The 827-nt window shown below is 68.1% G+C and carries 1 tRNA gene and 1 pseudogene; both read left to right on the top strand.

Annotation, left to right across the window (positions count from 1 at the left end):
• Positions 1-269: pseudogene (locus tag HJC40_RS44995) on the top strand (hypothetical protein); the annotation flags it as partial.
• Between the two features lie 50 nt (positions 270-319).
• Positions 320-391, top strand: a tRNA-Val gene (locus tag HJC40_RS44990).
• The last annotated feature ends 436 nt before the right edge of the window (positions 392-827 follow it).

Here is an 827-nt window from a genome sequence, read left to right as displayed (position 1 = left end):
CAGACCTGTTTCCTTCGCAAGAACTGGTCTATCGATGGCTCCACGCCTATATCCAGCACCGTCCGGTACTCATACTTTTGCCCGTGTCGTACCGAATCAGACACCTCTCCTTGCTGAGATCACGTCACTGGATCGGCCGCCAGTCGTGGCCGGTCAAGATCGTCGTGGGGCTGGTGAGCTTCGTCTTCGTGAGCGCGATCGTCTACATCTCGGTGCGCCTCAGCCTGGGGATCGACCTCTTCCAGGAGGCGAAGGACATCCTGGCCTGACCCCTGCTCGCGGATTCCGGGGCCGGTCTAGTACAGTCTGTCTTCGTTGAGGGCGATTAGCTCAGCGGGAGAGCGCTCCGTTCACACCGGAGAGGTCACTGGTTCGATCCCAGTATCGCCCACGAGACTGGGGCTGGATCCTGTCCGCGGAACGCGCGGACCGGCCAGCCTCGTTCCTTTGCGCGACTTCGTCGCGCGAGCGGGGGCTACGCCACCCGCACCCCCTCTGCCGCGCGGTCTCCGACCGTCTCGCGCCGCGTGAGAGAACCGCGACTTCGTCGCGCGAGCCAACGCCAACCCACCCGCACCCCGCCTGCCGGGCGGTCACCGACCGCCTCGCGCTGCACGGGGTGAACCGCGACTTCGTCGCGCGAGCCAACGCCAACCCACCCGCACCCCGCCTGCCGGGCGGTCACCGACCGCCTCGCGCCGCACGGGGTGAACCGCGACTTCGTCGCGCGAGCCAACGCCAACCCACCCGCACCCCGCCTGCCGGGCGGTCACCGACCGCCTCGCGCCGCACGGGGTGAACCGCGACTTCGTCGCGCGAGCCAACGC

This window comes from Actinoplanes sp. M2I2 (assembly GCF_023544445.1).
Lineage (GTDB): Bacteria > Actinomycetota > Actinomycetes > Mycobacteriales > Micromonosporaceae > Actinoplanes.
This window is presented reverse-complemented; position numbering and strand designations above follow the sequence as displayed.